Here is a 17,130-nt window from a genome sequence, read left to right on the forward strand (position 1 = left end):
GCGTCCGTCTACGCTGCACGCCTGCGATTCGCGGCAAGAGTGGCCTTGGCCTTCGGAGTGGGCTTGGCGCGAGGGCGCTCGACGTCGTCGCTCTTCGCGCGCTTGGCCGGTTTGCGCTCCTCCTTGCTCAGCGAGGCGCGTAGCCGCGCCGCATGGGCGTCGAACGCCTCATTGCCGGGCCCCACGGCGGCAGCTTTTCTCTTGGTCACTTCTTGCGAAGGTACTCGCGCACCTTCTCCGCGCTGTTGCCGACGGCCGCAACTGCCGCCTTGAGCTGCTGCTCGCTCACGCCCAGCGATTCGGTCCAGCTGCGCACCTCATGCGGCTCATCCAGAGCGATGAGCTTGCGGTCCAATCCAGTCTTCTTCGGGTCGTCTTTCATGCGGGTCTCCAGGTCGTGTTGAAGGCGCGGCTCTGCCCGCGCCATAGACTGAAGACGCTGCACCCAAAACTCCAGATCGGCCGTGACCGGTTCTTCTACTTTTCCTGACAGCGAATGTCCATCGGGCGTGTGAACCTGCGACCCATATGGATCTCGCCGATTATCCGCCGCGTCTATTGGGCGGACGGCCGATTGGGTGAACAGCTCAGCGGCCGATCTTCAGCTTCGCAATGGCCGACAGCCTGCGCAGCGCATCGCGCGCCGCGGTCAACTCTTCTGATCGCCCGGCCTTCGCCTCCAACACGTCGAGCGCGTTGGAGATCACAGCGGTGTCGTCGCGTTGGGGAGGAGCCTCTGGCTCGGCTGGAGTGTCATCGTCTTCAGGCCGCACCTCAGCATCCGGCGCCGATTCTTTTTTCTCGCCGGTCTCTCCTGTGTATGTGGTCTTGCTCGTCTTCGTCAGCAGCCTGCCGCGCCGCCAGAAGCGGAACTGGGCGCCTACCCGAAGTTCGGAGAATTGCATCGCAGGATCATCCTAGCTCGTGGAGCGGAGAGGGGCGGTGCTGGCCGAGCGCTTCAAGCGTTGAGCGTTGGCGAGAGCTGGTTCGGCAGCATCGCTGCGGCGCGGGTCGCGTCGTGGTTGTAGTAGGTGTCGCGCAGCAGGCGCACGTCCTTTGTGCCGATCGCGTGGGAGAGGGCCAGCACGTCGATGTACTTCGACAGCCTGGTCGCCGCTTCGTGCTTCGTGTCGTGAAAGTGCAGGTCCACCACGCCGGCCTGGTCGCGGGCCTTGCGCCAGAGCGAGTCTCGCTGGCTGTCGTCCAGGCCGACGATGTAGGGTTGATCTTTGGGCATGGTGGCCAGCAGCTGGTCGAGCAGCTCCATGGCCCGCTTCGTCAGCGGGACGTTGCGGCTGGGGTCGACGGAGGCTCGGCCGCTTCGGGAGGCCTTCCGGCCACCTTTCTCGATGGCGGCCACGTGCACCAGGTGCTCGGCCTTGCGGTAGTCGGCTGGACGCACGCGCAGCAGCTCGCCGGATCTCATCCCTGTCTCAAGCGTGAGCAGGAAGCAGGCGCCCACGCGGGCCGTGAGCGTGAGCAGCTGGGGGTCGGCGTCGTAGCCCGTCGCGATGCGGATCGCCTTGATCTCCGAAGGCGTCAGCAGGGGCCGTTTCCGGGCCTTGCCGCGTTCCGGGCGCCTGGCGCCGTGGCAGGGGTTCACCTCGATCCACTTGCGGTCCTTGACGGCATAGTTGAACGCGGCGCTCATCAGGTTCAATTCCCTATTCACAGTGGCGCCGGCAACCGCCTTTTTCGTCCGATCGCTCGGCTGGGCTAGACTCCGCTCTATCCACTCATTGATGTCGTGCGTCAGAATGTCTGCCAGCCGCTTGCTCGCGAGCGGGTCCTTGCACCACTTCATGAGGCGTAAACCGTTCCATTTGCCCGAGTCCGTCTTGCTGGCCACTGCCTCGAGGTACACCTCGAAGAGCTCGCCGACCGTGACGCCGGCCGCTCTGGCCGGTGACAACTTGCCCAGCCGCTTCTTCGCTTCCATGCGCTCTGCCCAGGCCTCGGCCTCGGTTTTCGTGTCGAACGTGGCGGTCTTCTTGCCGCCGCCTGGCAGGCGCACGACGACGCGCGTCGACGTGCCTCGGTCTTCAAAGGATGCCATTGGTGGGGGTGCGTGGTCAGTGCAAACGTGGGGACAGGGCTGGGGACGGCATGGTGCCACAGCGCGCAGGTGTCATTGGGAGTTTTTGGGGGTTTTGCGTTTGCGCTGTCCCCAGGTTTCGTCCCCACGGACAAGAAAAAACCCCGGTAAATCAAAGACTTACCGGGGTTTTAACGGGTTAGGTTTGGTGCCCAGAAGAGGACTCGAACCTCCACGATGTTACTCGCTAGTACCTGAAACTAGTGCGTCTACCAATTCCGCCATCTGGGCCCACATACCTGCAAAAGCAGTTATGTTTTGAATTTCAGGAAAGAAGGAGATCATATCAAAAATATTGGCCATCCCAGCGGCTTGCTGGATGAAGTTGAAGGCACAGTCCAAGGACATCGCGATGGTCACGGCTTCGTGCAACGCGATGACGGTGAGGCCGACATCTATCTGCCCCCGAACGAAATGCGTGCCGTGTTGCACAAGGACCGCGTCAAGGCGCGCGTCGTGCGGCAGGACAGGCGCGGTCGCCCCGAGGGCCGCGTGGTCGAGATCATCGAACGCTCCGGGCAGCCCATCATCGGCCGCTTGCTTCATGAGGGCGGAGTCTGGCTCGTGGCGCCGGAAGACAAGCGCTACGGACAGGATGTTCTGATTCCCAAGGGCGCAACAGGCACGGCAAAGGTCGGGCAGGTCGTCGTCGTTCAGTTGACAGAGCCGCCCGCGCTGTTCGGGCAGCCTGTGGGGCGCGTGAAGGAAGTGCTCGGCGAGATTGACGACCCGGGCATGGAGATCGAGATTGCCGTGCGCAAATACGGCGTGCCTCACGAGTTCTCGGAGGCTTGTCTTGCGGAAGCGAAAGCCTTGCCCGACAAGGTCCGCCCAACCGACAAGAAGGGGCGCATCGACCTGACGGACATTCCGTTGGTCACGATCGACGGCGAAGACGCGAGAGACTTCGACGACGCGGTGTATTGCGAACCGGCGAAGGTCGGCCGAGGCAAGGGTTGGCGTCTGCTGGTTGCCATTGCGGACGTGAGCGCCTATGTGCAGACAGGCTCTGCGATCGACATCGATGCATACGACCGAGCGACGAGCGTGTACTTTCCGCGCCGTGTCATTCCGATGCTGCCCGAGAAACTGTCGAACGGGCTGTGCTCACTGAACCCCGAAGTCGAACGGCTGTGCATGGTCTGCGACATGTTGGTTGCGGCCGATGGTGAAATCTACGCATACCAGTTCTATCCCGCGGTCATGTTCAGTCATGCGCGGTTCACGTACACCGAAGTGGCGGCGATTCTCGGCAACACGCGCGGACCGGAAGCTCAGAAGCGCAAGGACCGAGTCAAGGATCTGCTGAATCTGCACGACGCGTACCGTGCTCTGCTCTCGCAACGTTCAAAGCGCGGTGCTGTCGACTTCGAAACCACCGAGACGCAGATCATTTGCGACGACGCTGGCCGCATCGAGAAGATCGTGCCGCGCACGCGCAACGAAGCGCACCGCCTGATCGAGGAGGCGATGCTCGCGGCCAACGTCTGCAGCGCCGACTTCATCGCAGAGGGCAAGCACCCCGGTCTCTACCGTGTGCACGAAGGCCCGACGCCCGAGAAGAAGGAGATCTTGCGCGGCTATCTCAAGGCCATGGGCGTGGGGCTTTCCATCACGGACGATCCGAAGCCGGGCGAGTTCCAGGCGATTGCCAATGCAACTAAGGAGCGCCCCGACGCGCAGCAGATCCACACGATGCTGCTGCGTTCGATGCAGCAGGCGATCTACACGCCGATCAACAGCGGGCACTTCGGGCTGGCCTATGAGGCCTATACGCATTTCACGAGCCCGATTCGCCGCTATCCGGATTTGCTGGTGCATCGCGTCATCAAGGCGATCCTTGGAAAAACCAAGTACCAGTTGCCGATGCTGCCGACACCCGGCGAGGCACACGCCAAGCTCGCCAAACGGCTGGCTTCGCGCGTGAAGTCGCCCACTGCGAAGCCGCAGAAGGCCACCGTGGCACCGAGCAAGGAGGTGCAAGCCTGGGAAGCCGCTGGCCTGCATTGCAGTGCCAACGAGCGCCGGGCCGACGAAGCCAGCCGCGATGTCGAGGCCTGGCTGAAATGCAAGTACATGCGCGAGCATCTCGGGGAGGAATACGGCGGCGTCGTCACGGCGGCCACGACGTTCGGCATCTTCGTCACGCTCGATGCGATGTACGTTGAAGGGCTGGTGCACATCACGGAACTCGGCGGCGAGTACTTCAAGTTCGATGAGCAGCGACAAGAATTGCGTGGCGAACGCACGGGGATCCGCTATGCCATCGGAACGCGCGTCCGCGTGCAGGTGAGTCGGGTCGACCTGGACGGCCGCAAGATTGACTTCAGGCTGGTGCGCGAAGGCGAAGAATTGGGCACTCGCGCCATGAAGGACAAGGGTGTCGCGCCGAGCGGCGTGCCTGTCAAGGCATCGGCCAAGCGAAGTGCGCGCAAGAAACCCGAAGCATTTGCGGAGCGCGACGACCGAGCGGTCGAGCGAGCGCCACAATCGGCGATGCAGGCTTTCAAGACAGCCGTCAAGAAGGCGACCAACAAGATGAAGGGGCGCAAGGCGCGCCGCTGACCCAAGGAGTCATGAATGAGCATGGAGAACAAGAGCCGCATCGCAATCGTCACCGGTGCCGGAACCGGCATCGGCCGCTCTGCCGCGTTGGCATTGCTCGCGGACGGCTGGAGCGTTGCGTTGGCGGGTCGCCGTCTTGAACCGTTGCAGCAGGTGGCGAACGAGTCGGGCGCTGGGGCGCGAGCTTTCGCGGTGTCGACCGATGTGGGCAATCCCGAATCGGTGCAGGCGCTGTTCGCCGGGACGGTCAAACAGTTTGGACGCGTGGATCTGCTTTTCAACAATGCCGGCGTCGGCAATCCGCCAGGGCCATTCGAGGATTGGACACCTGAACAATGGCGGGGTGTGGTCGACATCAACCTGAGCGGCATGTTCTATTGCATCCAGCAGGCGTTTCGGACGATGAGATCGCAGACGCCGAAGGGCGGGCGAATCATCAACAACGGGTCGATTTCTGCGACAGCCCCCCGGCCGAACTCAATCGCCTATACGGCGACGAAGCACGCGGTCGAAGGGTTGACCAAGACGGCATCGCTCGATGGCCGCAAGTACGACATCGCAGTCGGTCAGATCGACGTCGGCAACGCCCTGACTGAACTGGCGGCCCGTATGACGAAGGGTGTTCCGCAGGCGAATGGCGAAGTCGCGATCGAGCCCGTGATGGATGTGTCCATCGTGGGTCAGTCGGTGCTTTACATGGCAAACCTGCCGCTGGAAGCAAACGTGCTTTTCCACACGGTAATGGCGACCAAGATGCCCTTTGTCGGGCGCGGCTGAAAGTCAGATCAACGGGCGCCGGCAGGGACGCTGCCGGAGGCGAGAGCCCCCGCTGTGAGCGGAATGTCGGCTGGCCAGCGATCGGCCAGATCGCCGTGGTGCCAGACGGCTTCCAGGGCTGCGGCAAACGCGGATCGGCCGGCCGCCAGCGCAGCGCCGGTCATCCCTGCAAGTACGTCGCCGGTCCCGGCGGTCGCCAGCCGCGCGTTGCCGCTGGGATTGATCACTGGCACTTCATCGGGCGCGGCGATCACAGTACCTGAGCCCTTGAGCACAACAGTGGCGCCGAATTGCGCTGCAAGCCGAGTGGCGGCTGCGATACGGTTGTTCTGGATGTCGGCGGTGACCGCTCCGAGCAAGCGAGCCGCTTCGAGTGGATGCGGTGTGAGGATCGTCGGCCGTCTGGAGCGTGTACGCGCAATCAGCAGACCCTGCAGGGCGCTATCGCCAGCGATCGCGTTGAGCGCATCCGCGTCGACCACGAGTCCCGCAGCAGTCTCCAGAACGTGCGGCAACACGTCGGCCACGAGCGCCCCCCCGCCGCATCCGCAGACGACAGTCATCCCTGCAAGGTCCAGGGTATCGGGGCGGCGGAACATCAGCTCCGGTCGCAGGACGTCCAGTGGAACGATGCCCGCGTCAAGTGGCGCGACGAATACGCGCCCCACGCCGGCGTTGACCGCGGCGGAGGCCGCCAGGAGTGCGGCTCCCGCCATGCCCGGGGCGCCACCAATCACTGCGAGGTCGCCGTAACTTCCCTTATGGGATGCCTGCACACGGGGCAGGTGTACCGGAATGCCAGGAAGGCGGGCGACGGGCTTTTCGGAAGCTCCAGAGACACCGAGGTCGTCAAACCAAACATCCCCTGCTGCATCGCGACCCTGCGCAGTGAAAAGGCCCGGCTTGAGTGTCAGAAGGCTCAGGCATGCACGGCGCGAGGCGCTTCTGCCGGGCCGCGGAGGAGCAAGGTAGTTCAAAGAGAGGGTGCCGGTGTCCGCATCCAGGCCCGAAGGTGTGTCGATGCTCAGCACCGGTGCATGACTGCCGCCCATGAGTCGCAGCCAGTCCAGCATCAAACCGCCGGGTGGTCTTGCAGCGCCGATCCCCAGCAGTGCGTCAATGGCCAGGTCATAGTTCGACGGCGGAGCTTCTGAAAAAAGCACGCCGGCCTTCTGCGCGCGCTCAAGGGAGGCCTTGGCGTCCGCGGTTAGCCGGTGGTCGTGGCCGATGCGCGTGACGATGGTGGCGAAGCCGCGTGTCTGCAAATGGCAGGCAGCCTCGAAGCCGTCGCCGCCGTTGTTGCCGGGGCCGCAAGCAATCCAAATGTGCCGAGCGTGCGGCGCGATGGCCATCGCCAGGCGGGCGACCGCGAGTCCTGCGCGCTGCATCAACTCATGAGGCGGCAACGCGGCAGCAGCAGCCTCTTCGATCCGGCGCACCGCCGCAATGTTGAAGAGGTCGGCTGAGGTGGAGGAAGCAATGCGATGCACGTCTGGATGCCTCGAACGTCAACGTTGCAGCAGGCGCTCGACTCCCAACCCCTCGAGATCGATGCCAGGATCCCGGCCTGACATGAGATCTGCAAGCACGCGCGCGCTGCCGCAGGAGAGAGCCCAGCCGCTTGATCCGTGGCCCAGATTCAGCCAAACGCCGGGTACCCCGCTCGGGCCGATCACGGGAGGTCCGTCTGGCAGCATCGGCCGTGCACCTTTCCATTGCTGGACGCCTGAGCGGAGCGTTACCGCGCCGGGGAACCAGTCCTGCAGCACCTTGTAGAGCGTCTGCAGGGACGCAGGATTGAGGGTGTCGAGCGAGCCGCCCAGCTCGGCGCTCCCCGCCACTCGCACGCGCTGGCCCAATCTTGAAATGGCAACTTTGTAGCGCTCGTCCATGACTGCACTACGCGGCGCATTGAGCGACTCGCGGATGCTGGCGCTGATGGAGTGCCCGTAGACCGGTGCGAGCGGAACACGCAAGCCCAGCGGCCTCAGCAGGTTGGCCGAGGCAACGCCGGCGCACACCACCACCGCATCGAAGCGGTGGCCCTCGGAGCCGCTCGCCAGCGCGAGTTCGGTGGGAGCCGAGCGCTTCATGGGCGCGAGGTCGCAATTGAAATGAAACTGAACGCCCAAGGCCTCGGCTTCCCACTTGAGAAGCAGCGCGAACTGCCTGCAATTGGCCACTTCGTCGTCAGGCAGGTGGATGGCGCCGGCGAGAGCGGTCTCATGGCTGAGCGCGGGTTCGATCTTGCGTGCTTCGTCGGCATCGATTTCGCGGAACGCAGCTCCGGCATCGCGCAGCACCTCAAGACCCGCCTGAACCAGTTTCTTCTCGCGCTTTGAGCGCAAGAGCACCAGATAGCCGTCGCTGCGTTCGTATTCCAGTTCGCACGCGGCGGTGATGGCGTGCAGGCGCGTGCGGCTGTAGAACGCCAGGCGCTGCATGCGTGCGCGATTGGCCAAGTAGGTTTCGAGCTTGCAAGCTCGCTGCCAATGCCCCATCCAGCGCACATCTCGAGCCGAAAGAGGCCAACGCAGCTTGATGGCGCCGTGCGTCGAAAAAAGCGACCGGAGGACCTTTCCGCGCATCCCCGGACCGGCCCATGGCGTCACGTATCCTGGCGCCACGACACCGGCATTTGCGAAACTAGACTCCTCGGCGGCGGCGCCGCGGCGCTCAAAGACAACGACGTCATGGCCGTCGCAGGCCAACTCCCATGCAGTGGTGACGCCGATGATGCCGGCTCCCACGATCGCTACTTTCATTCGGTACTTTGCGTCATTGATTTTTTGTTGAGAAGGCACGCTCGGCCTGCAGCGCGGCCGCCAGCACCGTGTCGTCGCGCAGGGCGGCGTGCCAGAGCATGAGGCCCACGGGCAGTTCCCCCGCCGCATGACAGGGAATGGAAATCGCGCAGCCGTCGAGCATGTTGACGACCGAAGGATTGCGCAGCAGCAACGCGTTGATCTTGAAAAATGCCGCATCGCGCTCCTCTCCCGGGGCGACGCTCGCGATGGGAGGGGCCACCATCGGGACCGTGGGTGAAAGGACCGCGTCGAAGGGCGCGAGAGCGGTTTCCATGCGAGAGATCCACGAGCGGCGGGCGTTGACCAACTCGATGTACTCGTACGCCTTCATCGTCGCACCCTTCAGGATGCGCTGCGCCACGCGAGGGTCATAGCCAGCTCCGCTGCGCTCCAGCAGCAGCCGATGCCACGCATAGGATTCGGCCGCTGAAAACCCGCCGGTTGCGTTGATCGCAGGGAGGTCTGCCAGCGCTGGCAGGCTGACTTCTTCGATGTGCGCGCCGGCTTGCCGCAATATTCGGAGCGTTCGTTCGAAGGCGCCAGCTACAACTGGCTCGAGATCGTCCTGAAACAGCTCCTTGGCGACGGCGAAGCGGTAGTTCGCCAGCGGTGCATTTCCGGGCGTGGCTCGACGGGCCGCCAGGATTTCGTGGACGGTGACAGCATCGCGCACCGACCTTGTCATCGCGCAGACGGTGTCGAGGGTGGTCGAAAGCGGCAGCGCGCCATCGGCCGGGACGAGCCGCGCCGTGCTCTTGAAGCCGACGATTCCGTTCAGGGCCGCTGGAATCCGGATCGATCCGCCTGTATCTGAGCCGAGCCCCACGAAGGCCGCGCCCGTGGACACGGAGATCGCCGCGCCGGAGGACGATCCTCCAGGGATCCGCGGCGTTGTCGGGTCGCTCGGGTTCACCGGGGTTCCTAAATGCGGATTGACACCGACACCCGAGAAGGCGAATTCGGTCATGTTTGTGCGCGCCAACAATGCGCCCCCGGCGTGCCGGAGGCGTGCGACAGCGACGGCGTCAGCCTTGGCTGGTGGCGCGTGGGAAAGTACAACGGACCCCGCGGGGGTCGGCTGGTCAGCGACGTCGAACAGGTCTTTGATGGAAAAGGCCAGGCCGGCTAAAGGCGTATGCGCGGCCGCATTGGTGGCTTCCCTGCGTGCCTCGGCGAAGAATGTGCGTGTGAACGCGTTCTTGCAGGCGGGTGACTCCGCGGCAGCCACGGAATGCTCCATTTCAGTGCGCGCGTCGGAGGCGCCCGTCATCAGGGTGATGCGGGTGGCGTGCAAGTCAGGTCGCATGGTGATTTGGGGCCGAAAAAGGGGAGAGGTGGGTGCTATACTCTTTGGGTTTCGCTCCGGGTACTTTTACTCACTTTCCCGGGTATTTTTCCAGGGCGAAGCACATCCGCAAACCAGCCCACTCAAGGTGTTGTGAGTCTTCGAATTTCATCGAAAGAAGGCGCACAAAACGGGCTGGATTTTAGACCCAACCTTTGGAGTTATTGCTATGTCGACGACCATGCGCGAAATGCTCGAAGCCGGTGTCCATTTCGGTCACCAAACGCGCTTCTGGAACCCCAAGATGGCCCCGTACATCTTCGGCCATCGCAACAAGATTCACATCATCAACCTGGAAAAGTCGCTTCCGATGTTCCAGGACGCGATGAAGTACGCCAAGCAGCTCACGGCCAATCGCGGCACCATCCTGATGGTGGGCACCAAGCGCCAAGCTCGTGAAATTGTCTCCGCCGAGGCGCGCCGCGCCGGCGTGCCTTACGTCGAAACCCGCTGGCTCGGCGGCATGCTGACCAACTTCAAGACCGTGAAGACCTCGATCAAGCGTCTGAAGGACATGAAGGCTCAACTCGAAGCCGGCCTCGATAGCCTGAGCAAGAAAGAGCAGCTCACCTTCACGCGCGAAATTGAAAAGCTCGAAAAAGACATCGGCGGCATCCAGGACATGACCGCTTTGCCGGACGCTATCTTCGTGATCGACGTCGGCTTCCACAAGATTGCAGTTGCCGAAGCCAAGAAGCTCGGCATCCCGCTGATCGGTGTGGTTGACTCGAACCATTCGCCTGAAGGCATCGACTACGTGATCCCTGGCAACGACGACTCGTCGAAGGCTGTCACGCTGTACGCCCGCGGCATCGCGGATGCGATCATCGAAGGGCGTTCGAGCGCGGTCAGCGACGTTGTCAAGGCTGTGTCCGAAGGCAACTCCGACGAGTTCGTCGAGGTCGAAGAGGGCGCTTCCGCCTGATTCAAGCTCGTTCGAGCCTGAAGAAGGGGCCTCGAAGCCCCTTTTTTTTAATCTGATTTTCGCGGCGCCCGGTGTGGGCGGCTGCAATGACAAACCGAACGGAGAGTACACATGGCAACAATCACCGCAAGCATGGTCGGCGAACTGCGCGCGAAGACTGACGCACCCATGATGGAATGCAAGAAGGCCTTGACCGAGGCTGAAGGCAATATGGAAAAGGCAGAAGAGCTTCTGCGCATCAAGCTGGGCAACAAGGCCGGCAAGGCATCCGGTCGAATCACTGCCGAAGGCGTGGTCACGGCATTCGTCGAAGGCGACGCTGGCGCGATGATCGAAATTAACTGCGAAACCGACTTCGTGACGAAGAACGACAGCTTCCTCGCGATGGCCAATGCTGCCGCAATGCTGGTCGCCAAGCACAACCCTGCTGATCTGGCGGCCCTCGGCGCTCTGCCGTACGAGCAAGACGGTTTCGGCCCCACGCTTGAAGACGTGCGCAAGGGTCTCGTCGGCAAGATCGGCGAGAACATGAGCTTCCGTCGGTTCAAGCGCTTTGCTGGCAATGGCAAGGTGGCGTCATACCTGCATGGCACGCGCATAGGCGTCATGGTCGAGTTCGAAGGCGATGACACTGCCGCCAAGGACGTGGCAATGCACGTGGCGGCCATGAAGCCGGTCGCAATTTCGGCAGCTGACGTTCCGGGCGAACTGATCGAAAAGGAACGTGCCGTCGCTGCCGGCAAGGCCGAGGAAGATCGCAAGGCAGCTGAAGCCGCCGGCAAGCAACCTCAGCCTGCGGATATCGTTGCCAAGCGCATCGAAGGTGGCGTGCAGAAGTACCTCAAGGAGGTTTCGCTGCACAACCAAGCGTTCGTCAAGAACGACAAGCAGACCGTCGAGCAGATGCTCAAGGCAGCTGGCACGTCGATCAAGGCCTTCACGCTCTATGTGGTGGGCGAAGGCATCGAAAAGAAGGTCGACGATTTCGCAGCCGAGGTCGCCGCCCAAGTCGCAGCGGCCAAGGCTGCGGCTTAAGCCGATATCAGGCAATGGTGCGCATTGCTCCATTGCCTGCTCGCTACCACGTCTTACACTCGCACCCGCCAACCTCAAAGGAAATCCTCCATGCCTGAAGCCCGCCCAGCCCACAAGCGAATCTTGTTGAAGCTGTCGGGAGAGGCATTGATGGGCGACGACGCCTTTGGCATCAATCGCGCAACGATCGTCCGTATGGTTGGCGAGGTGGCAGAGGTGGTGAACATGGGCGTCGAAGTCGCAGTTGTGATCGGCGGCGGAAACATCTTTCGTGGCGTTGCCGGCGGTTCCGTCGGAATGGACCGCGCCACGGCCGACTACATGGGCATGCTGGCGACTGTCATGAACGCACTTGCCTTGGCCGACGCTATGAACAAGCAAGGCCTCATTGCGCGCGTGATGTCCGCCATCGCCATCGAGCAGGTCGTCGAGCCTTATGTGCGCCCCAAGGCCCTCCAGTATCTGGAAGAAGGCAAAGTGGTGATTTTTGCTGCCGGCACCGGCAACCCGTTCTTCACGACGGACACTGCCGCGGCGCTGCGCGGCGCCGAAATCGGGGCCGAGCTGGTCCTCAAGGCGACCAAGGTCGATGGCGTGTATACCGCCGATCCCAAGAAAGACCTGAGCGCAACCCGCTATTCGATGTTGAGCTTCGACCAAGCTATCGCTCAAAACCTCGGCATTATGGATGCCACGGCTTTTGCGCTGTGCCGGGACCAGAATCTGCCGATCAAGGTGTTCTCGATTTTCAAGAATGGCGCGTTGAAGCGCGTCGTTATGGGCGAGGACGAAGGCACGCTGGTGCATGCCTGAGCGGAGAAAGTATCTATGACCATTGCAGACATTCGAAACGCAACAGACGCCAAGATGAACCAATCGCTGGCGGCGTTCCAAAACAACCTCACCAAGATTCGGACAGGTCGGGCAAGTCCCGCTCTGCTGGACTCCATCCACGTCGAGTACTACGGTTCGTCGGTGCCGCTGTCCCAAGTTGCCAACGTTGCACTGCTCGATTCGCGGACCATCAGCGTTCAGCCTTGGGAAAAGGGTATGGGCGCCAAGATTGAAAAGGCGATTCGCGAAAGCGACCTCGGCCTCAACCCCGCTTCGATGGGGGACTTGATCCGCGTTCCGATGCCTCCCATGAGCGAGGAGCGGCGCAAGGAAATGACCAAGCTGGTCCGCAACGAAGGCGAAAGCGCGAAGGTCGCCACGCGGAATCTGCGGCGCGATGCAAACGACGCAATCAAGAAACTGGTCAAGGACAAGCTGGCATCCGAAGACGATCAGAAGCGCGCAGAGGCTGAAATCCAAAAGGTCACCGACCGACACATTGCTGAGATCGACCGGCTGGTGACAGCCAAGGAAGCCGAGATCATGGCGGTCTGACATGAAGAGTCCGCGCGCGATTCCTCATCACATTGCCATCGTCATGGACGGGAATGGGCGCTGGGCAACGCGTCGTTTCCTGCCGCGGGTGGCGGGGCACAAGCAGGGCGTCGAATCCTTGAGGCGATGCGTCAAGGCTTGCGTGGCGCGTAGTGTCGCTGTGCTGACGGTCTTCGCCTTCTCGTCGGAGAACTGGAATCGACCCATCGAGGAAGTGTCCGGACTAATGGACTTGATGGTTGGTGCGCTTGCTCGTGAGGTTCCGAAGTTGAGCCACGATGGCGTCCGCCTTCATTTCGTGGGTGAGCGGGGGGGGCTGTCCGAGAAGATCGCGGCCGGGCTGATCCAGGCGGAAACTGCGACGGCTCACAATAGTCGACTAGTTCTCAACGTTTGTTTTAACTACGGCGGCCGCTGGGACATTGCCAGGGCCGCGGCGCAACTGGTGGCTCGAGGCGAAGCGCTGACGGAAGCCAATCTCGATGCCGCCATGGCGCTCTCGCACGTACCGGACCCCGATCTATTCATCCGCACCGGTGGCGAACAACGGCTTTCCAATTTTCTTCTCTGGCAGAGCGCCTATTCCGAGTTGTTCTTCAGTGACAGGCTTTGGCCCGATTTCGATGAAGCCGCACTGGACGAGGCTATTGATGCGTACCAGCTTCGCGAGCGTCGATACGGAAAAACGTCGGCGCAGGTCCGGTTGCCGGCTCGGCCTGATCAGCAAGTAGCCTGAGCGCATGCTCAAACAACGCATCATCACAGCGGCCGTCTTGCTGGCGATCCTTCTCCCAGCGCTTTTCTATCCGTCCTACGTTCCCTTCGGCTGCGTCATGCTCGCCTTGATCGGCGCCGCTGGCTGGGAATGGGGCCGCCTCAATGGCTACGGTCAAGCCGTATCGCTGTTCCTCGGGGTCGAAATCGTCTTGCTTTGCTCGCTGTCCTGGTGGCTGGGACTGCTCGATGCGCCCCTGCTTCTCGTCTGGATCGTCGCCAGTGCTGCCTGGGTATTGGGTGGCGCCGCACTGCTCCGGGTTGCAGTGCCAGGATGGCCGCGAGTCCCCAAGGGATTGCGGTTGGTAGGAGGCTTGTTGGCACTGTGGGTCGCGTGGCTTGCCGCAGTGCAAGCGCGGATGATCGGGATCAACTTCCTGTTGTCGATCCTTGTATTGGTGTGGGTCGCCGACGTGTTTGCCTATTTCGCGGGCAGGGCGTTCGGGCTCAAATTTACTCATAACAAGCTTGCGCCCAGCATCAGCCCCGGCAAGAGCTGGGAGGGCGTATGGGGAGGCATGGCTGGCGTGATCATTTTGGCCATCGCCTGGACCTGGAGCGACGCGGCGCTGCAGGCCACGGTCGTCAGCCTCTATACGCGGCTGGCTGATCGTGGCTGGTGGCTCCTGTTGATAGGCGTAATATTCCTCGCGGCAATGAGCGTGGTGGGTGATCTGGTCGAATCCTTGATCAAGCGAAGTGCGGGTGCGAAGGACAGCAGTTCCCTGCTGCCGGGGCATGGCGGCGTTCTTGATCGGGTTGATGCTTTGCTTCCGACGCTGCCTATCGCAATGATGTTGGCCTCCCTGTGAACTCAATCAGACAGCGCGTCACTGTGCTCGGCTCGACGGGGTCCGTCGGCGTGAGCACCTTGGACGTGATCGCTCGACATCCCGACCGGTTTGAAGTCTTTGCCTTGTCCGCGGCAACGAAGGTCGACGAGATGCTGGCGCAATGCGCGCGCTTCTCACCGAAGTTCGCCGCCATGGCCAGCGCGGCGCACGCGGATCTTCTTGCTGAAAAACTAAGGCAAAACGGAATACCTACACGCGTATTGCAGGGTAGGAATTCGATCGAGACGATTGCGTCCCACGACGAAGCGGATGTCGTCATGGCGGCCATCGTCGGCGCCGCAGGACTGGGGCCTTGCCTGGCCGCCGCTCAAGCAGGCAAACGGCTATTGCTGGCAAACAAGGAAGCCTTGGTCGTTGGCGGCGAACTGTTCATGAGCACTGTGCGGCAGGGCGGAGCGACCCTGCTGCCGATAGACAGCGAACACTCGGCGATTTTCCAGTCGCTTCCGGAAGACCCGTCGACGTGGGCGCGGCGGATCGACAAGATCATCTTGACTGCTTCCGGCGGGCCGTTTCGAACGCGTGAACCCGCATCGCTGATCAACGTCACGCCAGAAGAGGCTTGCGCTCATCCGAACTGGGTGATGGGCCGCAAGATTTCGGTGGACTCCGCGACCATGATGAACAAGGCGCTCGAAGTGATCGAGGCACGTCACTTGTTCGGAGTGCGGCCGGATCAAATCGAGGTCGTCATTCATCCTCAGAGCGTGGTGCACTCGATGGTTCAGTTTGCGGATTCATCTGTGATTGCCCAACTCGGAACGCCTGATATGCGTGTACCCATCGCCGTGGGGCTTGCCTGGCCTGAGCGGATCGAAAGCGGCGCGGGCAGACTTGATTTTCGTCAAATGTCGGCCTTGACCTTCGATCCACCCGACGCGGCGCTCTTTCCCGGCCTCGAACTGGCCTGGCATGCACTTCGCGCCGCTCCGGGGACGACGGCGATTCTGAACGCTGCCAACGAAGTGGCCGTTGAAGCCTTCCTGGACCGGCGACTTCGCTTCGACCGCATTCACGCAGTCAACATGGAAACTTTGGAGGCGGTGCTTCCCTCCAAGCCGGAGTCGCTTGGCGACTTGCTCGCACTCGATGCCAGCGCCCGTGCCGCAGCCAACGCAGCCGCATTGCGCTTCGCTGCCTAACCACCCACGATCGGAAATCCGATGCTCACAGTCGTTGCCTTCATCGTCGCGCTCGGCTTGCTGATCGCAGTTCACGAGTACGGTCACTACCGAGTGGCGGTGGCCTGTGGCGTGAAGGTCCTGCGCTTCTCGGTCGGATTTGGGGCGGCGCTCTATCGCTGGCAGCCGAAGCGCCAGCATCCTGGGCAGACCACCGAGTTCGTGATCGGCATGTTTCCGATCGGCGGATACGTGAAGATGCTGGACGAGCGCGAAGGCCCGGTGCTCCCTGAAGAGCGGCATCGCGCATTCAACACACAACCCTTGCGGTCGCGCGCTGCGATAGTCGCTGCGGGGCCCATTGCAAATCTGCTCTTGGCGGTGCTGCTCTATAGCGTCGTGAGTTGGGTTGGCGTCGAGGAGCCTTCCGCGAAGCTTGCGCGCCCCGTGGCGGCGTCGTTGGCCGAAGGCGCGGGGCTGCGCGGCGGAGAGCACATCACGCGGGCGGGCTTCGACGGTGCGCTGGAGCCGGTGCAGTCTTTCGAAGATCTGCGCTGGCGCATGACTCGTGGCGCCCTTGACGGGCGCGACCTTACGCTTGAGATTGCAGGTGAGGGCGGGCGCCCATCGCGCGAACTCATATTGCCGTTGAGCCGTATAGAGGCCAAGGACGCCGATGCGCAGATGTTCCGAAAGATCGGCATCGTTGCTCCATTGACGCGTCCGGAGATTGGCGAGGTGATGGCGAACAGTGCTGCGGAGCGGGCCGGTCTGCACGCGGGCGACGTCGTTCGGGAGGTGGGAGCGACCACGATCGTCGATGGCCAACAACTGCGTGAGGTGATCCGCGCTTCGATCGACGGCGACCAGCCGAGGGTCCAGCCATGGAGAGTCGAACGTGCCGGCCAGGTGCTGAAGCTCGATGTGGCCCCCGACGTTCGCGATGAGGCAGGCGTCAAGATCGGCCGCGTCGGTGCTTACGTCGGGGCTCCTCCTGAGATGGTTCTCGTGAGGCAAGGGGCCATTGACGGGCTCTTGCATGGGTTCGTTCGGACATGGGAAGTGTCCGCCCTCACGGTGCGCATGATGGCCAAGATGGTCGTCGGCGAAGCATCGCTCAAGAATCTGAGCGGCCCCCTGACGATCGCCGACTATGCGGGCAAGTCCGCAAGCCTTGGCATTACCCAATACCTGGTGTTCCTCGCACTCATCAGCGTCAGTCTCGGCGTGCTGAACCTCATGCCGTTGCCGGTCCTCGATGGAGGACACCTGATGTATTATCTTTGGGAGGGCCTGACCGGCAGGAGTGTCTCAGACGCATGGATGGAACGGCTTCAGCGCGGCGGTGTTGCGTTGTTGCTTGTCATGATGTCGATCGCACTTTTCAACGACGTCACGCGGCTCTTTGGTTAACTATCTGCCGGCCCATTCCGCGCCGGCGCA

Annotated in this window: 17 protein-coding genes and 1 tRNA gene; 10 read left to right on the forward strand and 8 right to left on the reverse strand. The window is 62.4% G+C overall.

Features of this window, described 5'->3' with window-relative positions:
* Positions 1 to 8 precede the first annotated feature (8 nt).
* The 5 genes from AC1DMA_RS00425 to AC1DMA_RS00445 all read right to left on the reverse strand — a co-directional run bounded on the left by AC1DMA_RS00425 (position 9) and on the right by AC1DMA_RS00445 (position 2,326).
* On the reverse strand, positions 9 to 209 hold the full coding sequence (locus AC1DMA_RS00425) for a hypothetical protein (protein ID WP_478142918.1): 201 nt from the start codon (positions 207 to 209) through the stop codon (positions 9 to 11).
* Positions 206 to 382 carry a DUF3606 domain-containing protein gene (locus AC1DMA_RS00430; protein ID WP_478142919.1) on the reverse strand — a complete coding sequence of 59 codons (177 nt, stop codon included), beginning with the start codon at positions 380 to 382 and terminating at the stop codon, positions 206 to 208. The genes AC1DMA_RS00425 and AC1DMA_RS00430 overlap by 4 nt, the downstream gene beginning before the upstream one ends.
* Positions 383 to 587: 205 nt before the next feature.
* Positions 588 to 905: a hypothetical protein gene (locus AC1DMA_RS00435; protein WP_478142920.1), complete on the reverse strand. Its 318-nt coding sequence runs from the start codon at positions 903 to 905 to the stop codon at positions 588 to 590.
* 53 nt (positions 906 to 958) lie between these two features.
* Positions 959 to 2,014 (reverse strand): tyrosine-type recombinase/integrase, encoded by a 1,056-nt coding sequence (locus AC1DMA_RS00440; protein WP_478142921.1) that lies wholly within the window; start codon positions 2,012 to 2,014, stop codon positions 959 to 961.
* 227 nt (positions 2,015 to 2,241) lie between these two features.
* Positions 2,242 to 2,326, reverse strand: a tRNA-Leu gene (locus AC1DMA_RS00445).
* Between the two features lie 81 nt (positions 2,327 to 2,407).
* Between AC1DMA_RS00445 and rnr the strand changes: the two genes are divergently transcribed.
* The gene (rnr, locus tag AC1DMA_RS00450) at positions 2,408 to 4,660 is read left to right on the forward strand and encodes a ribonuclease R (RefSeq protein ID WP_478123426.1); all 2,253 of its coding nucleotides are present in this window, start codon (positions 2,408 to 2,410) and stop codon (positions 4,658 to 4,660) included.
* A 15-nt stretch (positions 4,661 to 4,675) separates the two neighbouring features.
* A complete protein-coding gene (locus AC1DMA_RS00455) occupies positions 4,676 to 5,437 on the forward strand; it encodes an SDR family oxidoreductase (RefSeq protein WP_478123425.1) in 762 nt (253 codons plus the stop codon).
* 8 nt (positions 5,438 to 5,445) lie between these two features.
* Here AC1DMA_RS00455 and AC1DMA_RS00460 read toward each other — a convergent pair whose 3' ends face one another.
* The 3 genes from AC1DMA_RS00460 to AC1DMA_RS00470 are packed head-to-tail and all read right to left on the reverse strand — an operon-like array spanning position 5,446 to position 9,550.
* On the reverse strand, positions 5,446 to 6,927 hold the full coding sequence (locus tag AC1DMA_RS00460; protein ID WP_478142922.1) for an NAD(P)H-hydrate dehydratase: 1,482 nt from the start codon (positions 6,925 to 6,927) through the stop codon (positions 5,446 to 5,448).
* Positions 6,928 to 6,945: 18 nt separating this feature from the next.
* Entirely contained in the window at positions 6,946 to 8,202 is a 1,257-nt protein-coding gene (locus tag AC1DMA_RS00465; RefSeq protein WP_478123423.1) for a D-amino acid dehydrogenase, read from the reverse strand.
* 13 nt (positions 8,203 to 8,215) lie between these two features.
* Positions 8,216 to 9,550, reverse strand: a complete 1,335-nt coding sequence (locus tag AC1DMA_RS00470) for an amidase (RefSeq protein ID WP_478142923.1) — start codon at positions 9,548 to 9,550, stop codon at positions 8,216 to 8,218.
* Positions 9,551 to 9,758: 208 nt separating this feature from the next.
* On the opposite strand from AC1DMA_RS00470, the gene rpsB reads away from it, so the two are divergent.
* The 8 genes from rpsB to rseP all read left to right on the forward strand — a co-directional run bounded on the left by rpsB (position 9,759) and on the right by rseP (position 17,100).
* Positions 9,759 to 10,514 (forward strand): 30S ribosomal protein S2, encoded by a 756-nt coding sequence (rpsB, locus tag AC1DMA_RS00475; protein ID WP_478123421.1) that lies wholly within the window; start codon positions 9,759 to 9,761, stop codon positions 10,512 to 10,514.
* A 111-nt stretch (positions 10,515 to 10,625) separates the two neighbouring features.
* Positions 10,626 to 11,549, forward strand: coding sequence for a translation elongation factor Ts (tsf, locus tag AC1DMA_RS00480; protein ID WP_478123420.1), 924 nt, complete (start codon positions 10,626 to 10,628; stop codon positions 11,547 to 11,549).
* Between the two features lie 90 nt (positions 11,550 to 11,639).
* Positions 11,640 to 12,362: a UMP kinase gene (gene pyrH / locus AC1DMA_RS00485; RefSeq protein WP_478123970.1), complete on the forward strand. Its 723-nt coding sequence runs from the start codon at positions 11,640 to 11,642 to the stop codon at positions 12,360 to 12,362.
* 15 nt (positions 12,363 to 12,377) lie between these two features.
* Entirely contained in the window at positions 12,378 to 12,938 is a 561-nt protein-coding gene (gene frr, locus AC1DMA_RS00490) for a ribosome recycling factor (protein WP_478123419.1), read from the forward strand.
* A gap of 1 nt (position 12,939) precedes the next feature.
* Complete coding sequence (gene uppS / locus AC1DMA_RS00495) at positions 12,940 to 13,674, forward strand: polyprenyl diphosphate synthase (protein WP_478123418.1); 735 nt, start codon at positions 12,940 to 12,942, stop codon at positions 13,672 to 13,674.
* A 4-nt stretch (positions 13,675 to 13,678) separates the two neighbouring features.
* A complete protein-coding gene (locus AC1DMA_RS00500; RefSeq protein ID WP_478123417.1) occupies positions 13,679 to 14,524 on the forward strand; it encodes a phosphatidate cytidylyltransferase in 846 nt (281 codons plus the stop codon).
* Positions 14,525 to 14,529: 5 nt separating this feature from the next.
* On the forward strand, positions 14,530 to 15,708 hold the full coding sequence (gene ispC / locus AC1DMA_RS00505; protein ID WP_478123969.1) for a 1-deoxy-D-xylulose-5-phosphate reductoisomerase: 1,179 nt from the start codon (positions 14,530 to 14,532) through the stop codon (positions 15,706 to 15,708).
* 21 nt (positions 15,709 to 15,729) lie between these two features.
* On the forward strand, positions 15,730 to 17,100 hold the full coding sequence (gene rseP, locus AC1DMA_RS00510) for an RIP metalloprotease RseP (protein WP_478142924.1): 1,371 nt from the start codon (positions 15,730 to 15,732) through the stop codon (positions 17,098 to 17,100).
* Positions 17,101 to 17,130: the final 30 nt, after the last annotated feature.

It is taken from the genome of Variovorax sp. 05N34 (assembly GCF_056397405.1).

Bases quoted from the DNA above. Each gene is read 5' to 3' on its own strand.
- AC1DMA_RS00455 (WP_478123425.1), top strand. From the start codon at position 4,676: ATGAGCATGGAGAACAAGAGCCGCATCGCAATCGTCACCGGTGCCGGA.
- AC1DMA_RS00465 (WP_478123423.1), bottom strand. From the start codon at position 8,202: ATGAAAGTAGCGATCGTGGGAGCCGGCATCATCGGCGTCACCACTGCA.
- rseP (WP_478142924.1), top strand. From the start codon at position 15,730: ATGCTCACAGTCGTTGCCTTCATCGTCGCGCTCGGCTTGCTGATCGCA.
- pyrH (WP_478123970.1), top strand. From the start codon at position 11,640: ATGCCTGAAGCCCGCCCAGCCCACAAGCGAATCTTGTTGAAGCTGTCG.
- AC1DMA_RS00435 (WP_478142920.1), bottom strand. From the start codon at position 905: ATGCAATTCTCCGAACTTCGGGTAGGCGCCCAGTTCCGCTTCTGGCGG.
- tsf (WP_478123420.1), top strand. From the start codon at position 10,626: ATGGCAACAATCACCGCAAGCATGGTCGGCGAACTGCGCGCGAAGACT.
- AC1DMA_RS00430 (WP_478142919.1), bottom strand. From the start codon at position 382: ATGAAAGACGACCCGAAGAAGACTGGATTGGACCGCAAGCTCATCGCT.
- frr (WP_478123419.1), top strand. From the start codon at position 12,378: ATGACCATTGCAGACATTCGAAACGCAACAGACGCCAAGATGAACCAA.
- AC1DMA_RS00470 (WP_478142923.1), bottom strand. From the start codon at position 9,550: ATGCGACCTGACTTGCACGCCACCCGCATCACCCTGATGACGGGCGCC.
- uppS (WP_478123418.1), top strand. From the start codon at position 12,940: ATGAAGAGTCCGCGCGCGATTCCTCATCACATTGCCATCGTCATGGAC.
- AC1DMA_RS00500 (WP_478123417.1), top strand. From the start codon at position 13,679: ATGCTCAAACAACGCATCATCACAGCGGCCGTCTTGCTGGCGATCCTT.
- rpsB (WP_478123421.1), top strand. From the start codon at position 9,759: ATGTCGACGACCATGCGCGAAATGCTCGAAGCCGGTGTCCATTTCGGT.